Origin of the sequence: Streptomyces sp. NPDC091682 (assembly GCF_044756625.1) — a bacterium.
Lineage (GTDB): Bacteria > Actinomycetota > Actinomycetes > Streptomycetales > Streptomycetaceae > Streptomyces.
Genome location: NZ_JBIVTH010000013.1, coordinates 252,059 through 270,376, shown reverse-complemented (window position 1 = coordinate 270,376; position 18,318 = coordinate 252,059). Strand labels below are relative to the sequence as shown.

The following is an 18,318-nucleotide window of genomic DNA, read 5'->3' as shown; positions in this document are numbered from 1 at the left end:
CCACGGACGATCACGACAGCCCTCGTTCACAGCGGGGACGCACCCGCGTGAAGCTGCTGGTCATCGGTCCGGTGGACCGGCGCAAGGCCCTTTCACGTGAGAATGAGAAAGCCAATACGCATAACAAACCAGCAGGATACCCAAGCAGACCCGTACGGGTCAAAACGCGGTCCGCGATGCCGATTCTGCTGGCGTCGCGGCGCACTCCGGTTCGGTCCTGGATGGGGACCCCGCAGTTGTTACGGGCTCCAGAGTAACCCGTTCCGGGCGCAGCGCACGACGCGCCAGCACGAACGCAAGCCCGCACAGGGTGGCGCAGTCCTTGAAGGCGCGCCGTTTGGCCTCCAGCTCCGACGGCCACGGAATGCCCGCCACCTGGGGCCCCAGCACCGCCCAGAACCAGGGCGAACGCGCCGCCGCGTCCGACCGCACCACCGAAGCCATCAGCAGCGGCAGGACCACCAGCAGGTAGTGGTCGAAGGACGGCCGCGACACCAAGAACGCGGCGAGCATCACCATGCAGGCCGTTTCCACCAGGCGCAGCTCGCCCCCGTCGGTGTCCTCCCGCCGCCACCGGACCCATGCGGCCCACAGGCCCGCCGCGGCTCCCGCGAAGGCCACCAGCACCGCCAGCGGCGCCGGCACGCCCAGCCGCGGCAGCACGGCGATCGGCGAGGCGTCCCACGGCAGCGCGTACGAGTCCTGCCCCTGGAGCAGGAAGGGCAGGGTCTTGGTGAAGAACAGCGACGGGCTCGGCATCACCAGCGCGCCGGCCAGCGAGAACCCCAGCGGCACCAGCACGGCCGCGGCCAGCGCCCGCCACCGCCGGGCGACCAGGAAGAGCAGTCCGAGGGGCACGAGCATCGGCTTGCACGCGATCGCGAGGCCCACGACCAGCCCGGCCGACCCCCACCTGTGCCGCTGCGCGAGCAGCAGCGCCACCGGCAGGGCGGCCGCCGAGATGGCGGTCCAGTTGCCGATCAGCACGAGGTTGACGTACGGCTTGTAGGCGAGGGCGAACACCGCGAAGCCGCCGACCGCGAACCGCGAGCGCAGCGGCACCGCGAATATCCGCAGCGCGGCCAGCCAGCCGACGCCCAGCAGCCCCGACATCCCGAGCGGCAGCAGCCACCGCAGCACCTCGCGCGGCAACAGCGCCTCGGGGACCGCCATGAGCACGGCACTGGGCAGGTAGAGGAACCGCTTGTCCTCGTACGGGGACCCGCCGTCCAGCAGCGTCTGCGCGGCCTTGACCACGAACGCGTTGTCGGAGCCCCAGTTCGCCCGAAGGCTCGTGGAGACGGCGATCCCGAGGAGCACCGCGAGGGAGACCACCTGCCAGGACCGGCCGGCCGGCCGGAGCAGCCAGCCGATCAGCCTGCTCCCGGCTCCCCCGTACCCCGGGCCCCCGTCCCCGGCACCCCGGTTCCCGGGACCCTGGTTCTCCCACTTCATCAGCCAGTTGCTAGGCCGCAGCCCCACGACGCCTGCCCCTCACTCGACCGAGGGGGCCACGGTCGCCCCCCTAGCGCTTGCGTTCGACTCTACGTTCGTCCCAGACGGGTTCCTGAGTCTCCCGCACAACACCGTCCGAACCGAAGACCAGGTAACGGTCAAATGTGCGCGCGAACCACCGGTCGTGCGTGACGCACAGCACCGTGCCGTCGTAGGCCTCCAGTCCGTCCTGCAGCGCCTCCGCCGACTCCAGGTCCAGGTTGTCCGTCGGCTCGTCCAACAGCAGCGCCGTGGTGCCCGCCAGCTCCAGCAGCAGGATCTGGAAGCGCGCCTGCTGCCCGCCCGAGAGCTTCTCGAACGGCTGGTCCCCCTGGCGCTCCAGCTCGTACCGGCGCAGGGCCCCCATCGCCTGCCCCAGGGGCTTCGCCGCCTCCGTCCAGAGGATGTCGACGAGGGTCCGCCCGAAGAGCTCCGGGTGGGCGTGCGTCTGCGCGAAATGGCCGGGAACCACCCGTGCGCCCAGCTTCCACGTACCCGTGTGCTTGACGTCCTCGCCCGCCATCAGGCGCAGGAAGTGCGACTTGCCCGAGCCGTTCGAGCCGAGGACCGCGACCCGCTCCCCGTAGAAGACCTCCAGGGAGAAGGGCTTCATCAGGCCGGTCAGCTCCAGGTTCTCCACGGTCAGGGCGCGCACGCCCGTGCGGCCGCCCTTGAGCCGCATCTTGATGTCCTGCTCCCGCGGCGGCTCCGGCGGCGGGCCGGCCTCCTCGAACTTCTGGAAGCGGGTCTGCATCGCGCGGTACCGCGAGGCCATGTCGGGGCTGCTCGCGGCCTGGTTGCGCAGCCGCAGCACCAGCGCCTTCAGTCGCGCGTGCTCCTCGTCCCAGCGCCGCTTGAGCTCCTCGAAGCGCGCGAAGCGCTCCTTGCGGGCGTCGTGGTACGTGGCGAAGCCGGCGCCGTGCACCCAGACGTCGGAGCCCGTCGGGCTCGCCTCCAGGCTGATGATCTTCTCGGCGGCCTGGGTCAGCAGCTCCCGGTCGTGGGAGACGAAGAGCACCGTCTTGCGGGTGGCCTTCAGCTGCTCTTCCAGCCAGCGCTTGCCGGGGACGTCCAGGTAGTTGTCCGGCTCGTCGAGCAGCAGCACCTCGTCGGGCCCGCGCAGCAGCGCCTCCAGCACGAGGCGCTTCTGCTCACCGCCCGAGAGCGTCCGCACCTCGCGGAACTGCGCGGAGTCGTACGGAATCGCCAGCGCGGCCATGGTGCAGACGTCCCACAGCGTCTCCGCCTCGTACCCCTGGACGTCCGCCCAGTCGCTCAACGCCTGGGCGTAGGCCATCTGGGCGGCCTCGTCGTCCACCGTCAGGATCAGCTGCTCGGCGCGGTCCACCGCCTTGGCGGCCTCCCGGATGCGCGGCTGGGCCACCGAGACCAGCAGGTCCCGTACGGTCGTCTCGTCCCGCACCGAGCCCACGAACTGCGACATCACGCCGAGGCCGCCGGAGACGGTGATCCCGCCGCCGTGCGGCTGGAGCTCGCCGGAGATCATCTTCAGCAGGGTGGTCTTGCCAGCCCCGTTCGCCCCGACGAGCGCGACGACCGACCCCTCCCCCACGCGGAAGGAGACGTCAGGGAGCAGTACCCGCCCGTCGGGAAGGTAGTACTCCAGGTGGCTGGCTTCGAGATGTCCCATGCCGGGCATTGTCCCGGTCCGGCGGCGATCCGCCCAAACGGATTAGCCGGACGCCCGCGGGGCGGTCAGCAGCAGCCGGCGCCCGGCAGGGTCCGCACGTTGCGCGCTTCCTTGCTGCGGGCGGCCAGCAGCTCGTCCGCCGGGTAGCCGACCTCCTCCAGGGTCAGGCCGTGCGGCTTGACCACGTGCACCGAGGAGTCCCGTACGGCGGCCGCCAGCACCTTGCCGGGCCAGTCGGTGGGCCGGTGGCCGTCGCCGACGTGCAGCAGGGCGCCCACCAGCGAGCGGACCATGTTGTGGCAGAAGGCGTCGGCGCGGACGGTCGCGGTGACGATCCCGTCCTCGGCCCGCTCCCAGCTGAGCTGCTGGAGGGTACGGATGGTCGTGGCGCCCTCGCGCTTCTTGCAGTACGCGGCGAAGTCGTGCTCGCCGAGCAGCGGGGCGGCGGCCTCGTTCATGGCGTCCACGTCGAGCGGCCACTGGTGCCAGAGCACGTGCCCGCGGCGCAGCGGGTCGACGCCGCCCTGGTGGTCGCCGACGCGGTAGGCGTAGCGCCGCCAGATCGCCGAGAAGCGCGCGTTGAAGCCTTCGGGGGCCTCGGCGACCTTCCACACCCGTACGTCGTGCGGCAGCCGGCCGGCGAGGCGCCGCAGCAGCTTGTCGTGGTGCTCGGCCCAGACCTCCTCGGCGAGGTCGAACTGGGCGACCTGTCCGCGGGCGTGCACGCCCGCGTCCGTGCGCCCGGCCACGGTCAGCTCGACCGGCTCGGACAGTCGCATCACGGTCTGCAGGGCCGACTCCAGCTCGCCCTGGACGGTCCGCAGCACGCGCTGCTTCGCCCAGCCGGAGAAGTCCTTGCCGTCGTAGCTCAGGTCCAACCGCACCCGGACGTGCCCGGGCTCCACCTCGTCACTCACGTGACCGATCCTCTCAGAAGCTCACATATGCAGAACGGGCCCGCCCCGAAAGGGGCGGGCCCGTTCAGAGCCTTGTCAGCGTGATCCCGGGAGGGGATCAGGCCTCCTTGGTCTCCTCGGCGGCGGGAGCCTCGGTGGCCTCCGCCTCCTTCACGGCGCGCTTGGTGGCGGCCTCGGCCTCACCAGTGGCCTGCTGGGCGACCGTCAGGGCCTCGACCAGCTCGATGACGGCCATCGGGGCGTTGTCGCCACGACGGTTGCCGATCTTGGTGATGCGCGTGTAACCACCGGGGCGGTTCTCGTAGCGCGGGGCGATCTCGGTGAACAGCGTGTGCACGATGCTCTTGTCCGTGATCGTCTGCAGCACCAGGCGACGGTTGTGGATGTCGCCCTTCTTGGCCTTGGTGACCAGACGCTCGGCGTAGGGACGCAGGCGGCGGGCCTTGGCCTCGGTGGTGGTGATGCGGCCGTGCTCGAAGAGCGCCTTCGCGAGGTTCGCGAGCAGGTGCTTCTCGTGCGCGGCGGAACCGCCCAGGCGGGCACCCTTTGCGGGACGCGGCATGGTGTTACTCCTTCATATCTGCACCGGCCGTGTCAGGTACCGGTGTCAGTTCCCCCGAGGCGGATGCCGCGGGAAAGATTTCGGTCCGAGCCCGGCCGGCGACCCGGGCCGAAGGCCTCGGCCGCCGGCGGCGGGGTGGATCAGTACTGCTCGGTCTCGACGAAACCGGCGTCCGCGTCGTCGTCGGCACCGAAGGCGTCGGCGGCGGCGGTCGGGTCGAATCCGGGCGGGCTGTCCTTGAGGGCCAGGCCCATGCCGGCCAGCTTCGCCTTAACCTCGTCGATCGACTTCGCACCGAAGTTGCGGATGTCGAGCAGGTCGGCCTCGGAGCGGGCGACGAGCTCACCCACGGAGTGGATGCCCTCGCGCTTGAGGCAGTTGTACGAGCGGACCGTGAGCTCGAGCTCCTCGATCGGCAGCGCCAGGTCGGCGGCCAGGGCGGCGTCCGTGGGGGACGGGCCCATGTCGATGCCCTCGGCGTCGATGTTGAGCTCGCGCGCCAGACCGAACAGCTCGACCAGGGTCTTACCGGCGGACGCCATGGCGTCACGCGGGCGCATGGCCTGCTTGGTCTCGACGTCGACGATCAGCTTGTCGAAGTCGGTGCGCTGCTCGACTCGGGTCGCCTCGACCTTGTAGGTGACCTTGAGGACCGGGCTGTAGATGGAGTCGACCGGGATGCGGCCGATCTCCTGGCCCAGCTGCTTGTTCTGGACGGCGGAGACGTAGCCGCGACCGCGCTCGACGGTCAGCTCCATCTCCAGCTTGCCCTTGCCGTTGAGCGTGGCGAGGACCAGGTCCGGGTTGTGCACCTCGACACCGGCCGGGGGCGCGATGTCAGCGGCGGTGACCAGGCCGGGACCCTGCTTGCGCAGGTACATCACGACCGGCTCGTCGTGCTCCGAGGAGACGACCAGCTGCTTGATGTTCAGGATGATGTCGGTGACGTCTTCCTTCACACCCGGCACGGTCGTGAACTCGTGCAGGACGCCGTCCACGCGGATGCTGGTGACGGCGGCACCCGGGATGGAGGACAGGAGGGTGCGGCGCAGGGAGTTGCCGAGGGTGTAACCGAAGCCCGGCTCCAGCGGCTCGATCACGAACCGCGAGCGGTACTCGTCGACGACCTCTTCGGTCAGCGAAGGACGCTGAGCGATAAGCATGTCTGTGTTCCTTCATTCGTGGACGCCCACTATTTGACGCCCGACGGACACGGTCCGGAGGACCGCGGACTTACAAGGGTACGGGCGGCACGTCCCCCGCGAGGGGTACGTACCGCCCGGACACTCAAGAACGCACAGGTGCGTCCGCTGCGTCAGACGCGGCGGCGCTTCGGCGGGCGGCAGCCGTTGTGCGGGGTGGGGGTGACGTCCTGGATCGAGCCGACCTCGAGGCCGGTGGCCTGGAGGGAGCGGATCGCGGTCTCGCGGCCGGAGCCCGGACCCTTCACGAAGACGTCAACCTTGCGCATGCCGTGCTCCTGCGCGCGACGGGCGGCCGACTCGGCGGCCATCTGCGCGGCGAAGGGGGTGGACTTGCGCGAGCCCTTGAAGCCGACGTGGCCGGCGGAGGCCCAGGAGATCACGTTGCCGGACGGGTCCGTGATCGAAACGATGGTGTTGTTGAACGTGCTCTTGATGTGGGCGTGCCCGTGAGCGACGTTCTTCTTTTCCTTGCGGCGCACCTTCTTGGCAGCGCCCTGACGACCCTTGGGGGGCATCTAAATCTCCTACGGGAGGTGGTCGGTCCTACAGCGCAAGACCGCTGAACAGGACTACTTCTTGCCCGGCTTCTTCTTACCGGCGATCGCGCGACGCGGGCCCTTGCGGGTACGCGCGTTGGTGCTGGTGCGCTGACCGTGCACCGGGAGGCCGCGACGGTGGCGGATACCCTGGTAGCACTGGATCTCGATCTTGCGGCGGATGTCGCCCTGGATCTCGCGGCGGAGGTCACCCTCGGTACGGAGGTTGGCGTCCACGTACTCGCGGATCTTGACGAGGTCCTCTTCGGCCAGGTCACGAACGCGGGTGTTCGGGTTCACGCCGGTGGAGGCGAGGATCTCCTTGGACCGGGTGCGCCCGATACCGAAGACGTAGGTGAGTGCGATCTCCACGCGCTTTTCGCGCGGGATGTCAACACCGGAAACGCGTGCCATTCAATGGCTCCTGTGTGTTCGGGGGTCTTCAGCAGAACCGACCCCGACCGCCGACCACCCCGAAATGGGTGATGGTACGCCCGGGTCCCCGGCCCCCGCCGGAGGTGCCGCCGGCCCCGTGAAGGGCTGGGCGGGTTCTGCGTATGTACGTTTTCTTACGTCGCGCGAAGAACTGCGGAAGGCAGGTCGGTCGGCGTGCGTCAGCCCTGGCGCTGCTTGTGGCGCAGGTTGTCGCAGATGACCATGACCCGACCGTGACGGCGGATCACCTTGCACTTGTCGCAGATCTTCTTGACGCTCGGCTTGACCTTCATGTTGGTGAGGTTCTCCGGGTCAGTGCCACCACCCGCACCGGGACGGACGCCCAGGCAGGAGTGAGAGCAAGATCTACTTGTATCGGTAGACGATCCGGCCACGCGTCAGGTCGTACGGAGACAGCTCCACAACGACCCGGTCATCGGGGAGGATGCGGATGTAGTGCATACGCATCTTGCCGCTGATGTGCGCGAGGACCTTGTGACCGTTCTGGAGTTCCACCTTGAACATGGCGTTCGGGAGGGACTCGATCACGGTGCCCTCGATTTCGATGGCACCTTGCTTCTTGGCCACGCTTCGCCTTTCGAATCGGCTACCTTGATCGGCTCTGTGCGCCACGCAGACATGGAAGTGCACGAGAGCCGACGAGTCAGTCTACGTCAGGGCACCCAGAAAGACGAATCCGGAAAGTTTGCCCCAGAGTCTAGATCATTAACCGAGGGGGTCCGGAGCCGTGGTGACCCCGTACTCCGCCAGCTTCGCCTTGCCGCAATCCGGGCTGGTCAGGACGATGGGCCCGGCCTCCGTCAGCGCGATGGAGTGCTCCCAGTGCGAGGACCAGGTGCCGTCCGTCGTGATGACCGTCCAGTCGTCCGAAAGGACCTCCGTCTGGGCGGTGCCGAGGGAAACCATCGGCTCGATCGCCAGGCAGAGACCCGGAACGAGCTTGATCCCCTTGCCCCGCTTGCGCGAGACGTAGTTCAGCAGGTGGGGGTCCATGTGCATCTCGGACCCGATGCCGTGGCCGCCGTAGTCCTCGATGATCCCGAACTTGCCGAGGCTGTGCTCACCGGTGGAAGGACGGGGCTGGCGCTTGATGTACGTCTCGATCGCCTTGGAGATGTCCACGAGGCGGTTGCCGAGCTTCATGGCGGCGATCCCGGCCCACATGGACTCCTCGGTCACCCGGGACAGCTCCACGAGCTCAGGCGCGTGCCCGGTGCCCACGAAGGCGGTGTACGCGGCGTCGCCGTGCCAGCCGTCCACGATCGCGCCGGCGTCGATCGAGATGATGTCGCCGTCCTTGAGGACGGTCTTGTCGTCCGGGATGCCGTGGACGACGACCTCGTTCACCGAGGTGCAGATGGTCGCGGGGAACCCGCCGTAGCCGAGGAAGTTCGACTTGGCCCCGGCGTCCGCGATGACCTTGCGGGCCACCATGTCCAGATCCCGCGTCGTGGCACCCGGTACGGCCGCCTCACGGGTCGCGGCGTGGATCGCCGCGACGACCAGCCCTGCCTCGCGCATCTTCGCGATCTGCTCGGGGGTCTTGATCTGGACCATGGGAAATGCCTTCCACCTTCGGATCTGCGTTGTTCAGGTCTTTTCAACAGTACGGCCGCGATGCCCTGGGGACACCGCGGCCGTACCTGCACACAAAGGGTTACTACTTCTTGAGGGCGTCCATCGCGCGCTTGGTGACGTCCGCGACCTCACCGAGGGCCGGAATGGTCACCAGCAGGCCCTGGGCCTTGTAGTAGTCGATGATCGGCTCGGTCTGCGTGTGGTAGACCTCCAGCCGGTTGCGGACCGTGGCCTCGGAGTCGTCGCCGCGCTGGTACAGCTCGCCTTCGCAGGTGTCGCAGACACCCTCGACCTTCGGACGGGCGTACGCCACGTGGAAGACGTGCGAGGAGTCCTTGCGGCAGATCCGCCGACCGGCGATCCGCTTGACGACCTCGTCCTCCTCGACCTCCAGGTCGAGGACGGCGTCGAGCTTCATGCCCTCCGCCTGGAGCATCACGTCGAGCGCCTCGGCCTGCGAGACGTTGCGCGGGAAACCGTCGAGCAGGAAGCCGTTCACGGCGTCCGGCTGCTCCATACGGTCCTTGGCCATGCCGATGGTCACCTCGTCGGGCACCAGGTCGCCGGCGTCCATGTACGCCTTCGCCTGCTTGCCCAGCTCGGTGCCCTGGCTGATGTTGGCCCGGAACAGGTCACCCGTGGAGATGTGCGGAATCGACAGGTTCTTAGCAAGGAACGCGGCCTGCGTTCCCTTGCCGGCACCGGGCGGTCCAACGAGGACGATTCGCATCAGCGGAGGAACCCTTCGTAATTACGCTGCTGGAGCTGGCTCTCGATCTGCTTCACGGTTTCCAGACCCACACCCACGATGATCAGGATGCTCGTCCCGCCGAACGGGAAGTTCTGGTTCGCTCCGAAGCCGGCCAACGCCATCGTCGGCACAAGAGCGATGAGACCCAGGTACAGCGACCCCGGCCAGGTGATCCGGTTGAGTACGTAGCTGAGGTACTCGGCGGTGGGCCGACCGGCGCGGATGCCCGGGATGAACCCACCATACTTCTTCATGTTGTCTGCAACTTCCTCGGGGTTGAACGAGATCGCCACGTAGAAGAACGCGAAGAAGACGATCAGGAGGAAGTAGGCCGCGATGTAGTACGGGTGGTCGCCCTTGACGAAGTGCTTCTGGATCCAGGTGGCCCAGCCTGCCTGGGATCCGCTGAACTGCACGACCAGCGCCGGGATGTAGAGCAGCGACGAGGCGAAGATGACGGGGATGATGCCCGCCTGGTTCACCTTGAGCGGGATGTAGGTCGAGGTGCCGCCGTACGCACGGCGACCGATCATGCGCTTCGCGTACTGGACCGGGATCCGGCGCTGCGCCTGCTCGACGAAGACCACCAGGCCGACCATCGCGAGGCCGACGAGCATGACCACACCGAACTCGACCCAGCCGTCGGCGATCTTGCCCTGGAGCTTGATCTGCCACAGCGCGCCGATGAAGCCGGCGGCGATCGAGATGAACATGAGGATCGACATGCCGTTGCCGATGCCGCGGTCGGTGATGAGCTCACCGAGCCACATCACGACGCAGGTACCGGCGGTCATGGTGACCACCATGACGACCGTGGTGAAGATCGACCGGTCCGGGACGATCTCGCGGCCGACCTGGCAGGTGCCGAAGAGGGCACCGGTGCGAGCGGTGGCGACGAGGCCGGTGCCCTGCAGGATCGCGAGGGCGACCGTCAAATAGCGCGTGTACTGGGTGATCTTCGCCGTGCCGGACTGTCCCTCCTTCTTGAGGGCCTCCAGCTTCGGGATGACCACGGTCAGCAGCTGCAGGATGATGCTCGCCGTGATGTAGGGCATGATGCCGAGCGCGAAGATCGTGATCTGCAGCAGCGCACCGCCGCTGAACATGTTGACCAGGCCGAACAGCCCATTGCTGCTGCCTGCCTGCTCCACACAGATCTGAACGTTCTTGTAGCTCACCCCGGGGACCGGTACGTGGGACCCGAGCCGGAACAGCACGATGATGCCGAGCGTGAAGAGCAGCTTCTTGCGCAGGTCGGGCGTCTTGAACGCCCGGGCGAACGCGGTGAGCACGGTGCCTCCTGCGACCCCCGCGCTACTGCGTCAGAGGTGACGGTCTGAGGGATCGACGAATACGACAAAGCAAAGGTGCACGCCACCTTACCGGCGAGTGTGCCTTCCGTGGAACGACCGACCGGGGATGCCCCATATGTGAGGCATCCCCGGTCGGGTTTCGAGCTATTCAGCCACTGAAATCGTCTTAGACGAGCTCGGTGACGGTGCCGCCGGCAGCGGCAATCTTCTCCTTGGCGGAGGCGGAGACGGCGTCAACCGAAACCTGCAGCGCCACGGAGATCTCGCCCTGGCCCAGGACCTTGACGAGGCTGTTCTTGCGAACCGCGCCCTTGGCGACCAGGTCGGCCACCGTGACTTCTCCACCCTCGGGGTAGAGCGCGCCGAGCTTGTCCAGGTTCACGACCTGGAACTCGGTGCGGAACGGGTTCTTGAAGCCCTTGAGCTTCGGCAGGCGCATGTGGAGGGGCATCTGCCCACCCTCGAAGCGCTGCGGGATCTGGTAACGGGCCTTCTGGCCCTTCGTACCACGACCGGCCGTCTTACCCTTCGACGCCTCACCACGACCGACACGGGTCTTCGCGGTCTTGGCGCCGGGGGCGGGACGGAGGTTGTGGGCCTTCAGCGGGCTGTTCTCAGCCATGATTAGTCAACCTCCTCAACCGTCACGAGGTGGCGGACGGTGTGCACCATTCCGCGGAACTCGGGGCGGTCCTCCTTGACGACGACGTCGTTCAGGCGCTTGAGCCCGAGCGAACGCAGCGTGTCGCGGTGGTTCTGCTTGCTACCGATGTACGACTTCGTCTGCGTGATCTTGAGGCGAGCCATTACGCACCCGCCCCAGCACGTGCACGAAGCAGAGCCGCGGGGGCGACGTCCTCGAGGGGCAGACCACGGCGAGCCGCGATCTCCTCGGGACGCTGCAGGCCCTTGAGGGCCTCCACGGTCGCGTGCACGATGTTGATCGCGTTGTCGGAGCCCAGGGACTTCGACAGGATGTCGTGAACGCCGGCGCACTCCAGAACGGCGCGCACCGGGCCACCGGCGATAACACCGGTACCGGGGGAAGCAGGCTTCAGCAGGACGACGCCCGCAGCCTTCTCGCCCTGGATCGGGTGAGGGATGGTGCCCTGGATGCGCGGAACCTTGAAGAAGTTCTTCTTGGCTTCCTCGACACCCTTGGCGATGGCCGCGGGAACTTCCTTGGCCTTGCCGTAACCGACACCTACGGTGCCGTCACCGTCGCCCACCACGACCAGCGCGGTGAAGCTGAAGCGGCGACCACCCTTGACAACCTTGGCGACGCGGTTGATCGCGACAACGCGCTCAACGTAAGCGGTCTTCTCGGCGGCAGGGCCACCGTCGCGACCCTTCCGGTCCCGCCGCTCGCCGCCACCGGCACCGCTTCCGCGGCGCTGGGGTCCAGCCATTGGATTACCTCTCTCTGTTACGTCCGTGAGTCCCGGAACCGGGGCTTAGAACTTCAGCCCGGCTTCGCGGGCGGCGTCAGCCAGAGCGGCAATGCGCCCGGCGTATCGGTTGCCACCGCGGTCGAACACGACGGTCTCGACACCCGCGGCCTTGGCACGCTCGGCGACGAGCGCGCCGACAGCCTGGGCCTGCGAGCTCTTGTCGCCTTCGCCACCGCGGATCGAAGCGTCCAGGGTCGACGCCGACGCCAGGGTGTGGCCCTGGAGGTCGTCGATGACCTGAGCAACGATGTTGCGGTTCGAACGCGTCACGACGAGGCGCGGACGCTCCGCCGTACCCGAGACGTTCTTGCGGATGCGGATGTGGCGGCGAGCCTTGGCAGCGCGCTTGTACGCGTCGCCCTTGGCGATCTTCACACCGTATGCCATGGCTACTTACCAGCCTTTCCGACCTTGCGGCGGATGACCTCGCCGGCGTACTTGACACCCTTGGCCTTGTACGGGTCGGGCTTCCGCAGCTTGCGGATGTTGGCGGCGACCTCGCCGACCTTCTGCTTGTCGATGCCCTCGACCGTGAACTTGGTCGGCGACTCGACCTTGAAGGAGATGCCCTCGGGCGCCTCCACCAGGATCGGGTGGCTGTAGCCCAGCTGGAACTCCAGGTTGGAGCCCTTCGCCAGGACACGGTAACCGACACCGCTGATCTCGAGAGCCTTGACGTATCCCGTGGTCACACCGGTGATCATGTTCGCCACCAGCGTGCGGGACAGGCCGTGCAGGGCCTTGTTCTGACGCTCGTCGTTCGGACGGGTGACGTTCAGAACGCCGTCCTCGCCCTTAACAACGGCGATGGGAGCCTTGACGGTGTGGGAAAGGGAACCCTTGGGGCCCTTCACCGCAACCGTGCTGCCATCGATGGTGACGTCCACACCGGCGGGAACCTGGATGGGGAGCTTGCCGATTCGCGACATTGCTTTTCCTCCGTTCCCGACTACCAGACGTAGGCGAGGACTTCCCCACCTACGCCCTTCTTGCCTGCCTGCTGGCCGGTGAGCAGACCGTGCGACGTGGAGATGATCGCCACGCCCAGGCCGCCGAGCACCTTCGGCAGGTTGGTGGACTTCGCGTACACGCGCAGACCGGGCTTCGAGATCCGCTTGATGCCCGCGATGGAGCGCTCACGGTTCGGCCCGAACTTCAGCTCGAGGACGAGGTTCTTGCCGACCTCGGCGTCCTCGACCTTCCAGCCGGTGATGAAACCCTCCTGCTTGAGGATCTCTGCGATGTGCGACTTGATCTTGCTGTGCGGCATCACGACGGTGTCGTGGTACGCCGAGTTAGCGTTACGCAGACGGGTCAGCATGTCTGCGATCGGGTCAGTCATGGTCATGAAGTGGCCTTCGGCCTCTCTCGCCGGGGTTTCCTGTATGCGCCATCCCTCTCCCCACTCAGTGGCGGGACGGGTGCGGTGCGGGGACCTACGGCGTAGTAAGTCGATAGGGCGGCGGACGCCCAACCCCACAAGCCTACGGCATGCGGAGCTGGGCACCCACCGACCAGATGCTTACCGAGAGTCTCTGGAACTTCCCAAGTCCTTACGGACGGAAGGGAATTACCAGGAGCTCTTGGTCACGCCCGGCAGCTCGCCACGGTGAGCCATCTCACGAAGGCAGACGCGGCACAGGCCGAACTTGCGGTACACGGAGTGGGGACGACCGCAGCGCTGGCAGCGGGTGTACGCACGCACACCGAACTTGGGCTTGCGGGCAGCCTTCGCGATGAGAGCCTTCTTCGCCATCTCGCTTACGCCTCCTTGAAGGGGAAGCCGAGGTGACGAAGGAGCGCGCGGCCCTCAGCGTCGTTGGTCGCCGTGGTGACCACGGTGATGTCCATACCCCGGGTACGGTCGATCTTGTCCTGGTCGATCTCGTGGAACATGACCTGCTCCGTGAGACCGAAGGTGTAGTTACCACGGCCGTCGAACTGCTTCGGCGACAGACCACGGAAGTCACGGATACGCGGCAGCGCGAGCGACAGCGTACGGTCCAGGAACTCCCACATGCGGTCACCACGGAGGGTGACGTGGCAGCCGATCGGCTGACCCTCGCGCAGCTTGAACTGCGCGATGGACTTGCGGGCCTTCGTGACGGCCGGCTTCTGACCGGTGATCGTCGTCAGGTCCTTGATGGCGCCGTCGATCAGCTTGGAGTCGCGGGCGGCGTCGCCCACACCCATGTTGACCACGATCTTCACGAGGCCGGGGATCTGCATGACGTTCTCGTAGGAGAACTCCTCACGCAGCTTGCCCGCGATGTCCTCGCGGTACTTCGTCTTGAGACGCGGAGTGGTAGCCATCAGATGTCCTCACCCGTCCGCTTGGCAACGCGGATCTTGTTGCCCTCGTCGTCGAAGCGGTAGCCGACGCGGGTGACGACCTTCTTGCCGTCCTTCTCCACAACCAGCTGAACGTTGCTGACGTGGACCGGGGCCTCGGTGATCACAATGCCACCGGCCTGGTTCTGCGCAGCCTTGGTGTGCTTCTTGACCCGGTTGACACCCTCGACGAGGACACGGTTGTCGGCGGGGAAGGCAACGATGACCTTGCCCTGCTTGCCCTTGTCCTTACCGGTGATGACCTGGACCAGGTCGCCCTTCTTGATCTTCATGCTTACAGCACCTCCGGCGCGAGCGAGATGATCTTCATGAACTTCTTCTCGCGCAGCTCACGGCCCACCGGGCCGAAGATACGGGTGCCGCGAGGGTCGCCGTCGTTCTTCAGAATGACGGCGGCGTTCTCGTCAAAGCGGATGTACGAGCCGTCCTGGCGGCGACGCTCCTTGACGGTGCGAACGATGACCGCCTTGACGACGTCACCCTTCTTCACGTTGCCACCGGGGATCGCGTCCTTGACGGTGGCGACGATGACGTCACCGATGCCCGCGTAGCGGCGACCGGAACCACCGAGAACACGGATGCAAAGGATTTCCTTGGCACCAGTGTTGTCGGCGATACGCAGTCGCGACTCCTGCTGGATCACGTGTATCTCCTGTTTGTCTGCCGGTTCCCGGCGGGGGCTTCACTCCGGAGAGCGTCGCCCCCACCGAGCCTGGCGGAACGAACCTGAGGGAAACCCCTCAGATAATTACTTGGCCTTCTCGAGGATCTCGACGATGCGCCAGCGCTTGCTCGCCGACAGCGGACGCGTCTCCATGATGAGGACGCGGTCGCCGACGCCAGCAGCGTTCTGCTCGTCGTGCGCCTTGAGCTTGTTCGTACGGCGGATGACCTTGCCGTACAGGGCGTGCTTCACGCGGTCCTCGACGGCGACGACGACGGTCTTGTCCATCTTGTCGCTGACGACCAGACCCTCACGGGTCTTGCGGAAACCGCGCTCGGTCTTCTCAGTCACGTTGTTCTCGCTCATCAGGCGCTCTCCACCGTCTCGATACCGAGCTCACGCTCGTGCATCAGGGTGTAGATGCGAGCGATGTCCTTACGGACGGACTTGAGCCGGCCGTTGTTCTCCAGCTGACCCGTGGCCGCCTGGAAGCGGAGCTTGAACAGCTCCTCCTTGGCCTCGCGCAGCTTGCCAACGAGCTCCTCGTTGCCGAGCTCACGCAGCTCGGACGCCTTGGTTCCCGTCGCCATCACGACTCACCTGCCTCGCGCCGAACAATCCGGCACTTCATCGGAAGCTTGTGAGCAGCGCGGGTGAGCGCCTCACGAGCAATCTTCTCGTTCGGGTAGGACAGCTCGAACATGACCCGGCCCGGGTGCACGTTGGCGATCCACCACTCAGGAGAACCCTTACCGGAACCCATGCGGGTCTCGGCAGGCTTCTTCGTCAGCGGGCGGTCCGGGTAGATGTTGATCCAGACCTTGCCGCCACGCTTGATGTGGCGGGTCATCGCAATACGAGCCGCCTCGATCTGGCGGTTCGTCACGTACGCCGGGGTCAGCGCCTGGATGCCGTACTCGCCGAACGTGACCTCAGTACCGCCCTTGGCCATACCGCTGCGCTTCGGGTGGTGCTGCTTGCGGTGCTTGACCCTACGAGGGATCAGCATGTCGGTCAGGCCTCCGTTCCGGTGCTCTCGGCCGGAGCGGCGGCGGGAGCGTCGGCCTTGGGGGCCTCGACACCAGCAGCCTGCTGCGGCTTGCGGCCACCACGGCCGCCGCGCTCGCCACCACGGCCACCACGGCCGGCGGGACGGTCGCCAGCGCCCTGCGCGCCACGGGCCGGGCGGTTACCCGCACGGGCCGCAGCGTTCTCGGCGCGAACCTCGGCGATGTTCTTGACGTCGCCCTTGTAGATCCAGACCTTCACACCGATGCGGCCGAAGGTGGTCTTGGCCTCGAAGAAGCCGTAGTCCACGTTCGCGCGGAGGGTGTGCAGCGGCACACGGCCTTCGCGGTAGAACTCGGAGCGGGACATCTCGGCGCCGCCGAGACGGCCGCCACACTGGATCTTGATGCCCTTGGCGCCGGCCTTCATCGTGCCCTGCATGCTCTTGCGCATGGCACGACGGAAGGAGACGCGGGAGGAGAGCTGCTCGGCCACGGCCTGGGCAACCAGCTGAGCGTCAAGCTCGGGGTTCTTGACCTCGAGGATGTTCAGCTGAACCTGCTTGCCCGTGAGCTTCTCGAGGTCACCGCGGATGCGGTCGGCCTCGGCGCCACGGCGGCCGATGACGATGCCCGGACGAGCGGTGTGGATGTCCACACGCACGCGGTCACGGGTGCGCTCGATCTCAACCTTCGAGATGCCGGCGCGCTCCATGCCGGACGTCATCATCCGACGGATGGCGACGTCTTCCTTGACGTAGTCCTTGTACAGCTTGTCGGCGTACCAACGCGACTTGAAGTCGGTGGTGATGCCGAGCCGGAACCCGTGCGGGTTTACCTTCTGGCCCATTACCGGGAACCTTCCTTGCTGCTGACGACCACGGTGATGTGGCTGGTCCGCTTGCGGATCCGGTAGGCACGGCCCTGGGCACGCGGACGGAACCGCTTCAGGGTCGGGCCCTCGTCCACGTACGCCTCGCTGATGACCAGCGTGGAGGCGTCCGGGTGGTTGTAGTTGTGTGCGGCGTTGGCAATGGCGCTGTCCAGCACCTTGCCGACCGGCACGCTCGCGGCCTGCGGGGCGAAACGCAGGACCGCCTGAGCCTCCGTGGCATCCATGCCACGGATAAGGTCCACCACTCGGCGGGCCTTCATGGGCGTGACGCGGATGTACCGCGCCTGGGCCCTGGCTTCCATGGTTGTCCCTTCGGTGTAAGTCATAGTCATAACCACCCCGCCTTTAGCGGCGCTTCGACTTCCGGTCGTCCTTGACGTGGCCGCGGAAGGTGCGAGTCGGCGAGAACTCGCCGAGCTTGTGGCCGACCATCGACTCGGTGACGAACACCGGGACGTGGGTCTTGCCGTTGTGCACCGCGATGGTGTGGCCCAGCATGCTGGGGATGATCATCGAGCGACGGGACCAGGTCTTGATGACGTTCTTGGTGCCGGCTTCGTTCTGGACGTCCACCTTCTTTACGAGGTGGTCGTCGACGAAGGGCCCCTTCTTGAGACTGCGCGGCATCTAAACCCGCTCCTAGCGCTTCTTGTTCGTCTTGCGGCGGCGGACGATGTACTTGCTCGAAGCCTTCTTCGGCGAGCGAGTACGACCCTCCTTCTGACCCCACGGGGAGACCGGGTGGCGACCACCACTGGTCTTGCCCTCACCACCACCGTGCGGGTGGTCAACCGGGTTCATCGCGACACCGCGGACGGACGGGCGAACGCCCTTCCAGCGCATGCGGCCGGCCTTGCCCCAGTTGATGTTCGACTGCTCGGCGTTGCCGACCTCGCCGACCGTGGCGCGGCAGCGCGCGTCGACGAGACGGATCTCGCCCGACGGCATACGAAGGTGGGCCATCGTGCCCTCCTTCGCCAGCAGCTGCACGGAGGCACCAGCCGAACGCGCGAACTTCGCGCCGCCACCGGGACGGAGCTCGATCGCGTGGATCGTGGTACCGACCGGGATGTTGCGGAGCGCGAGGTTGTTACCGGGCTTGATGTCGGCCGTGGGGCCGTTCTCAATCCGGTCGCCCTGCTTCAGAGCCTTCGGCGCGATGATGTAGCGCTTCTCGCCGTCCGCGTAGTGCAGGAGCGCGATGCGCGCGGTGCGGTTGGGGTCGTACTCGATGTGCGCGACCTTGGCCGGCACGCCGTCCTTGTCGTGACGACGGAAGTCGATCACGCGGTAGGCGCGCTTGTGTCCACCACCCTGGTGGCGAACGGTGATCCGACCGGTGTTGTTACGGCCGCCCTTGCTGTGCAGGGGGCGAACCAGCGACTTCTCCGGCGTGGACCGCGTGATCTCGACAAAGTCGGCGACGCTGGAGCCACGACGGCCCGGGGTCGTCGGCTTGTACTTGCGGATACCCATTTCTCAGTCC

At 66.8% G+C, this 18,318-nt stretch carries 29 protein-coding genes; all 29 read right to left on the bottom strand.

What is annotated here, in order from left to right; all coding sequences use genetic code 11:
- Positions 1-159: 159 nt before the first annotated feature.
- The 29 genes from ACIQK6_RS28670 to rplB all read right to left on the bottom strand — a co-directional run bounded on the left by ACIQK6_RS28670 (position 160) and on the right by rplB (position 18,308).
- Positions 160-1,455 carry a glycosyltransferase family 87 protein gene (locus tag ACIQK6_RS28670; protein ID WP_402695694.1) on the bottom strand — a complete coding sequence of 432 codons (1,296 nt, stop codon included), beginning with the start codon at positions 1,453-1,455 and terminating at the stop codon, positions 160-162.
- Positions 1,456-1,525: 70 nt separating this feature from the next.
- The gene (locus ACIQK6_RS28665) at positions 1,526-3,154 is read right to left on the bottom strand and encodes an ATP-binding cassette domain-containing protein (protein ID WP_329099563.1); all 1,629 of its coding nucleotides are present in this window, start codon (positions 3,152-3,154) and stop codon (positions 1,526-1,528) included.
- A 56-nt stretch (positions 3,155-3,210) separates the two neighbouring features.
- Positions 3,211-4,062: a tRNA pseudouridine(38-40) synthase TruA gene (gene truA, locus ACIQK6_RS28660; RefSeq protein WP_329099564.1), complete on the bottom strand. Its 852-nt coding sequence runs from the start codon at positions 4,060-4,062 to the stop codon at positions 3,211-3,213.
- A gap of 97 nt (positions 4,063-4,159) precedes the next feature.
- Positions 4,160-4,624 carry a 50S ribosomal protein L17 gene (rplQ, locus tag ACIQK6_RS28655; RefSeq protein ID WP_069921530.1) on the bottom strand — a complete coding sequence of 155 codons (465 nt, stop codon included), beginning with the start codon at positions 4,622-4,624 and terminating at the stop codon, positions 4,160-4,162.
- A 140-nt stretch (positions 4,625-4,764) separates the two neighbouring features.
- Positions 4,765-5,787 carry a DNA-directed RNA polymerase subunit alpha gene (locus ACIQK6_RS28650; protein WP_007265920.1) on the bottom strand — a complete coding sequence of 341 codons (1,023 nt, stop codon included), beginning with the start codon at positions 5,785-5,787 and terminating at the stop codon, positions 4,765-4,767.
- 152 nt (positions 5,788-5,939) lie between these two features.
- Entirely contained in the window at positions 5,940-6,344 is a 405-nt protein-coding gene (rpsK, locus tag ACIQK6_RS28645; RefSeq protein WP_003956432.1) for a 30S ribosomal protein S11, read from the bottom strand.
- 54 nt (positions 6,345-6,398) lie between these two features.
- Entirely contained in the window at positions 6,399-6,779 is a 381-nt protein-coding gene (gene rpsM, locus ACIQK6_RS28640; protein ID WP_007265919.1) for a 30S ribosomal protein S13, read from the bottom strand.
- A 200-nt stretch (positions 6,780-6,979) separates the two neighbouring features.
- Positions 6,980-7,093 (bottom strand): 50S ribosomal protein L36, encoded by a 114-nt coding sequence (gene rpmJ, locus ACIQK6_RS28635; RefSeq protein ID WP_003956441.1) that lies wholly within the window; start codon positions 7,091-7,093, stop codon positions 6,980-6,982.
- Positions 7,094-7,166: 73 nt separating this feature from the next.
- Positions 7,167-7,388: a translation initiation factor IF-1 gene (gene infA, locus ACIQK6_RS28630; protein WP_003956442.1), complete on the bottom strand. Its 222-nt coding sequence runs from the start codon at positions 7,386-7,388 to the stop codon at positions 7,167-7,169.
- 138 nt (positions 7,389-7,526) lie between these two features.
- On the bottom strand, positions 7,527-8,378 hold the full coding sequence (gene map / locus ACIQK6_RS28625) for a type I methionyl aminopeptidase (protein WP_189733350.1): 852 nt from the start codon (positions 8,376-8,378) through the stop codon (positions 7,527-7,529).
- Between the two features lie 103 nt (positions 8,379-8,481).
- Complete coding sequence (locus tag ACIQK6_RS28620) at positions 8,482-9,129, bottom strand: adenylate kinase (RefSeq protein ID WP_329099566.1); 648 nt, start codon at positions 9,127-9,129, stop codon at positions 8,482-8,484.
- On the bottom strand, positions 9,129-10,442 hold the full coding sequence (secY, locus tag ACIQK6_RS28615; protein ID WP_329099567.1) for a preprotein translocase subunit SecY: 1,314 nt from the start codon (positions 10,440-10,442) through the stop codon (positions 9,129-9,131). Before secY ends, ACIQK6_RS28620 begins: the two co-directional genes overlap by 1 nt.
- 187 nt (positions 10,443-10,629) lie before the next feature.
- A complete protein-coding gene (rplO, locus tag ACIQK6_RS28610) occupies positions 10,630-11,085 on the bottom strand; it encodes a 50S ribosomal protein L15 (RefSeq protein ID WP_030008473.1) in 456 nt (151 codons plus the stop codon).
- Between the two features lie 2 nt (positions 11,086-11,087).
- Positions 11,088-11,270: a 50S ribosomal protein L30 gene (gene rpmD / locus ACIQK6_RS28605; protein ID WP_005313525.1), complete on the bottom strand. Its 183-nt coding sequence runs from the start codon at positions 11,268-11,270 to the stop codon at positions 11,088-11,090.
- Positions 11,270-11,872, bottom strand: coding sequence for a 30S ribosomal protein S5 (gene rpsE / locus ACIQK6_RS28600; RefSeq protein WP_030008472.1), 603 nt, complete (start codon positions 11,870-11,872; stop codon positions 11,270-11,272). The genes rpmD and rpsE overlap by 1 nt, the downstream gene beginning before the upstream one ends.
- 45 nt (positions 11,873-11,917) lie before the next feature.
- Positions 11,918-12,301 carry a 50S ribosomal protein L18 gene (gene rplR, locus ACIQK6_RS28595; RefSeq protein WP_030008471.1) on the bottom strand — a complete coding sequence of 128 codons (384 nt, stop codon included), beginning with the start codon at positions 12,299-12,301 and terminating at the stop codon, positions 11,918-11,920.
- Positions 12,302-12,303: 2 nt separating this feature from the next.
- Positions 12,304-12,843: a 50S ribosomal protein L6 gene (gene rplF, locus ACIQK6_RS28590; RefSeq protein ID WP_030008470.1), complete on the bottom strand. Its 540-nt coding sequence runs from the start codon at positions 12,841-12,843 to the stop codon at positions 12,304-12,306.
- Positions 12,844-12,863: 20 nt separating this feature from the next.
- Positions 12,864-13,262 (bottom strand): 30S ribosomal protein S8, encoded by a 399-nt coding sequence (gene rpsH / locus ACIQK6_RS28585; RefSeq protein WP_007265911.1) that lies wholly within the window; start codon positions 13,260-13,262, stop codon positions 12,864-12,866.
- A 222-nt stretch (positions 13,263-13,484) separates the two neighbouring features.
- The gene (locus tag ACIQK6_RS28580) at positions 13,485-13,670 is read right to left on the bottom strand and encodes a type Z 30S ribosomal protein S14 (RefSeq protein ID WP_003956452.1); all 186 of its coding nucleotides are present in this window, start codon (positions 13,668-13,670) and stop codon (positions 13,485-13,487) included.
- A 5-nt stretch (positions 13,671-13,675) separates the two neighbouring features.
- Complete coding sequence (gene rplE / locus ACIQK6_RS28575) at positions 13,676-14,227, bottom strand: 50S ribosomal protein L5 (protein ID WP_030008469.1); 552 nt, start codon at positions 14,225-14,227, stop codon at positions 13,676-13,678.
- Positions 14,227-14,538 carry a 50S ribosomal protein L24 gene (gene rplX / locus ACIQK6_RS28570; RefSeq protein ID WP_030008468.1) on the bottom strand — a complete coding sequence of 104 codons (312 nt, stop codon included), beginning with the start codon at positions 14,536-14,538 and terminating at the stop codon, positions 14,227-14,229. Before rplX ends, rplE begins: the two co-directional genes overlap by 1 nt.
- Before the next feature lie 2 nt (positions 14,539-14,540).
- Positions 14,541-14,909 carry a 50S ribosomal protein L14 gene (gene rplN, locus ACIQK6_RS28565; RefSeq protein WP_008739701.1) on the bottom strand — a complete coding sequence of 123 codons (369 nt, stop codon included), beginning with the start codon at positions 14,907-14,909 and terminating at the stop codon, positions 14,541-14,543.
- Positions 14,910-15,014: 105 nt separating this feature from the next.
- Entirely contained in the window at positions 15,015-15,296 is a 282-nt protein-coding gene (gene rpsQ / locus ACIQK6_RS28560; protein ID WP_030008467.1) for a 30S ribosomal protein S17, read from the bottom strand.
- Positions 15,296-15,520, bottom strand: coding sequence for a 50S ribosomal protein L29 (rpmC, locus tag ACIQK6_RS28555; RefSeq protein ID WP_008739703.1), 225 nt, complete (start codon positions 15,518-15,520; stop codon positions 15,296-15,298). Before rpmC ends, rpsQ begins: the two co-directional genes overlap by 1 nt.
- Complete coding sequence (rplP, locus tag ACIQK6_RS28550; RefSeq protein ID WP_008739704.1) at positions 15,520-15,939, bottom strand: 50S ribosomal protein L16; 420 nt, start codon at positions 15,937-15,939, stop codon at positions 15,520-15,522. The genes rpmC and rplP overlap by 1 nt, the downstream gene beginning before the upstream one ends.
- Before the next feature lie 5 nt (positions 15,940-15,944).
- On the bottom strand, positions 15,945-16,787 hold the full coding sequence (rpsC, locus tag ACIQK6_RS28545; RefSeq protein WP_030230639.1) for a 30S ribosomal protein S3: 843 nt from the start codon (positions 16,785-16,787) through the stop codon (positions 15,945-15,947).
- Positions 16,787-17,134 carry a 50S ribosomal protein L22 gene (gene rplV / locus ACIQK6_RS28540; protein WP_007265904.1) on the bottom strand — a complete coding sequence of 116 codons (348 nt, stop codon included), beginning with the start codon at positions 17,132-17,134 and terminating at the stop codon, positions 16,787-16,789. The genes rpsC and rplV overlap by 1 nt, the downstream gene beginning before the upstream one ends.
- Before the next feature lie 43 nt (positions 17,135-17,177).
- On the bottom strand, positions 17,178-17,459 hold the full coding sequence (rpsS, locus tag ACIQK6_RS28535) for a 30S ribosomal protein S19 (protein WP_008739713.1): 282 nt from the start codon (positions 17,457-17,459) through the stop codon (positions 17,178-17,180).
- Positions 17,460-17,471: 12 nt separating this feature from the next.
- On the bottom strand, positions 17,472-18,308 hold the full coding sequence (gene rplB / locus ACIQK6_RS28530; RefSeq protein ID WP_008739715.1) for a 50S ribosomal protein L2: 837 nt from the start codon (positions 18,306-18,308) through the stop codon (positions 17,472-17,474).
- Between the last annotated feature and the right edge of the window lie 10 nt (positions 18,309-18,318).

Coding starts and splice junctions, on each gene's coding strand:
- ACIQK6_RS28670 (WP_402695694.1), bottom strand. CDS start 1,455: ATGAAGTGGGAGAACCAGGGTCCCGGGAACCGGGGTGCCGGGGACGGG.
- rpmJ (WP_003956441.1), bottom strand. CDS start 7,093: ATGAAGGTCAAGCCGAGCGTCAAGAAGATCTGCGACAAGTGCAAGGTG.
- rpsE (WP_030008472.1), bottom strand. CDS start 11,872: ATGGCTGGACCCCAGCGCCGCGGAAGCGGTGCCGGTGGCGGCGAGCGG.
- rplE (WP_030008469.1), bottom strand. CDS start 14,227: ATGGCTACCACTCCGCGTCTCAAGACGAAGTACCGCGAGGACATCGCG.
- rplB (WP_008739715.1), bottom strand. CDS start 18,308: ATGGGTATCCGCAAGTACAAGCCGACGACCCCGGGCCGTCGTGGCTCC.
- rpsH (WP_007265911.1), bottom strand. CDS start 13,262: ATGACCATGACTGACCCGATCGCAGACATGCTGACCCGTCTGCGTAAC.
- ACIQK6_RS28580 (WP_003956452.1), bottom strand. CDS start 13,670: ATGGCGAAGAAGGCTCTCATCGCGAAGGCTGCCCGCAAGCCCAAGTTC.
- rpsC (WP_030230639.1), bottom strand. CDS start 16,787: ATGGGCCAGAAGGTAAACCCGCACGGGTTCCGGCTCGGCATCACCACC.
- rpsS (WP_008739713.1), bottom strand. CDS start 17,459: ATGCCGCGCAGTCTCAAGAAGGGGCCCTTCGTCGACGACCACCTCGTA.
- rpmD (WP_005313525.1), bottom strand. CDS start 11,270: ATGGCTCGCCTCAAGATCACGCAGACGAAGTCGTACATCGGTAGCAAG.
- ACIQK6_RS28650 (WP_007265920.1), bottom strand. CDS start 5,787: ATGCTTATCGCTCAGCGTCCTTCGCTGACCGAAGAGGTCGTCGACGAG.
- rplQ (WP_069921530.1), bottom strand. CDS start 4,624: ATGCCGCGTCCCGCAAAGGGTGCCCGCCTGGGCGGTTCCGCCGCGCAC.
- rplX (WP_030008468.1), bottom strand. CDS start 14,538: ATGAAGATCAAGAAGGGCGACCTGGTCCAGGTCATCACCGGTAAGGAC.
- rplF (WP_030008470.1), bottom strand. CDS start 12,843: ATGTCGCGAATCGGCAAGCTCCCCATCCAGGTTCCCGCCGGTGTGGAC.
- ACIQK6_RS28620 (WP_329099566.1), bottom strand. CDS start 9,129: ATGCGAATCGTCCTCGTTGGACCGCCCGGTGCCGGCAAGGGAACGCAG.
- ACIQK6_RS28665 (WP_329099563.1), bottom strand. CDS start 3,154: ATGCCCGGCATGGGACATCTCGAAGCCAGCCACCTGGAGTACTACCTT.
- rpmC (WP_008739703.1), bottom strand. CDS start 15,520: ATGGCGACGGGAACCAAGGCGTCCGAGCTGCGTGAGCTCGGCAACGAG.
- rpsQ (WP_030008467.1), bottom strand. CDS start 15,296: ATGAGCGAGAACAACGTGACTGAGAAGACCGAGCGCGGTTTCCGCAAG.
- rplR (WP_030008471.1), bottom strand. CDS start 12,301: ATGGCATACGGTGTGAAGATCGCCAAGGGCGACGCGTACAAGCGCGCT.
- rplV (WP_007265904.1), bottom strand. CDS start 17,134: ATGGAAGCCAGGGCCCAGGCGCGGTACATCCGCGTCACGCCCATGAAG.
- rpsM (WP_007265919.1), bottom strand. CDS start 6,779: ATGGCACGCGTTTCCGGTGTTGACATCCCGCGCGAAAAGCGCGTGGAG.
- rpsK (WP_003956432.1), bottom strand. CDS start 6,344: ATGCCCCCCAAGGGTCGTCAGGGCGCTGCCAAGAAGGTGCGCCGCAAG.
- rplP (WP_008739704.1), bottom strand. CDS start 15,939: ATGCTGATCCCTCGTAGGGTCAAGCACCGCAAGCAGCACCACCCGAAG.
- rplO (WP_030008473.1), bottom strand. CDS start 11,085: ATGGCTGAGAACAGCCCGCTGAAGGCCCACAACCTCCGTCCCGCCCCC.
- map (WP_189733350.1), bottom strand. CDS start 8,378: ATGGTCCAGATCAAGACCCCCGAGCAGATCGCGAAGATGCGCGAGGCA.